Genomic DNA, 1,807 nt, shown 5'->3' with positions numbered 1-1,807 from the left:
GCAGGTGTGGGCGCAGGTGCTGGGGCTGGCCCAGGTGGGCCGGCACGACAACTTCTTCGAGCTCGGTGGTGACTCCATCCTCAGCCTGCAGATCGTTGCGCAGGCCCGGCGCGCCGGCTGGCAACTGACCCCGCGCCAGATGTTCGAGCGCCAGAGCATCGCCCAGCTCGCGGGCGTGGTGCAGGCGCTGGACCAGGCGTCGGCGGCGCAGGTGCGCGCTCCGGCCGAAGGCCAGGTGCCGCTGCTGCCGATCCAGGCCGAGTTCTTCGGCATGCAGATGGCGCAGCGCCACCACTGGAACCAGTCGGTGCTGCTGCAAAGCCGCCAGCCGCTGCAGGTGGGCGCGCTGCGCCAGGCCCTGGCCGTGCTGGTGCTCCACCACGACAGCCTGCGGCTGCGCTACAGGAACGAAGGACAAGGCACGTGGACCCAGCGCTACGAGCCCGTTGCCCAGGCGCAGCTGCAAGAGCTGCTGTGGGTGCGCCGCGCCAAGGACGACCACGAGATCGAAGCGCTGTGCGACGAAGCCCAGGGCAGCCTGGAGCTGACGCACGGCCCGCTGATGCGGGCCCTGGCCATCGAGGTGGCCGACGGCCGCTGGCTGCTGCTGCTGGCCGTGCACCACCTGGTGGTCGATGGCGTGTCCTGGCGCATCCTGCTCGAAGACCTGCAAAGCGCCTACCGCGAGAGCGTGGCGGGGCGGGCCTGCGCGCTGCCCGCGCGCAGCAGCAGCTACGGCGACTGGGCGCAGGCCCTGCAAGGCTACGCGCAGGCCCATGCCGGCGAGCTGGCCTACTGGCAGGCGCTGGGCCAGGCGCCCGCGTCGCTGCCGTGCGCCAACCCGCAGGGCAGCCGGCGCGCGAGCGAGCAGGCCAGCGTGAGCGTCACCCTGGACGCGGCGACCACCCAGCGCCTGCTCAAGGACGCGCCGGCGGCCTACCGCACCCAGGTCAACGACCTGCTGCTGACAGCGCTGGCGCGGGCCTGTGCGCCTGGAGCGGGCAGCCGAGCGTGCTCATCGACCTGGAGGGCCATGGGCGCGAAGACATCTTCGAGGGGCTGGACCTGAGCCGCACCGTGGGCTGGTTCACCAGCGTGTTCCCGGTGGCGCTGGCGCCGCAGGGCGAGCTCGGCGATGCGCTCAAGCGCGTCAAGGAGCAACTGCGCCAGGTGCCCCGCAAGGGCCTGGGCTACGGCGTGTTCCAGTACCTGGGGAGCCCGGCGCAGAGGCAGGCCATCGAGGCGTTGCCGCGCGCGCAGGCGGTCTTCAACTACCTGGGCCAGTTCGACGGCAGCTTCGACGAGCAGGCGCCGTGGCGCCCGGCGGCGCAGGGGGCGGACGGGCGATGGGCGGCGATGCGCCGCAGGCGCACGAGTTCGCGATCAATGCGCGGGTGTACGAGGGCGAGCTGAGCCTGGCGGTGAGCTACGGGCGCGAGCGCCATCGGGAGGCGGACGTGCGGGCGTGGACCCAGCGGCTGCGCGAGGAGCTGCAGGCGCTGGTGGCGCACTGCACGGGCGGTGCGGCGGGGGTGACGCCCTCGGACTTCGCGCTGGCCTCGCTGACGCAGGCGCAGCTGGATGCGCTGGCGCTGGATGCGACGCGGGTGCAGGACCTGTATCCGCTGTCGCCGATGCAGCAGGGCATGCTGTTCCACAGCGAGTACGACGGGGGCGGCACGGCCTATGTGACGCAGTTGCGCATCGACGTGCAGGGGCTGGAGGTGGAGCGCTTCAGGCGGGCATGGCAGCAGGTGGTGGAGCGCCATGACGTGCTGCGCACGGGCTTCCTCAGCAGCGCCCAACC

1 protein-coding gene and 1 pseudogene are annotated in these 1,807 nt (G+C 72.4%); both read left to right on the top strand.

The window, feature by feature from the left end; genetic code table 11:
- Positions 1–4 precede the first annotated feature (4 nt).
- Positions 5–1,413: pseudogene (locus BMG07_RS40505) on the top strand (condensation domain-containing protein).
- Positions 1,347–1,807: condensation domain-containing protein (locus BMG07_RS43815; RefSeq protein WP_269759903.1), on the top strand; the 461-nt coding region annotated here is incomplete at its 3' end. The pseudogene BMG07_RS40505 and the gene BMG07_RS43815, both read left to right, overlap by 67 nt.

It is taken from the genome of Variovorax sp. E3 (genome assembly GCF_016082275.1).
Classification (GTDB): domain Bacteria; phylum Pseudomonadota; class Gammaproteobacteria; order Burkholderiales; family Burkholderiaceae_C; genus Variovorax.
Note: the sequence above shows the minus strand (reverse complement) of the source record. Positions and strands in the feature narration are given on the sequence as shown.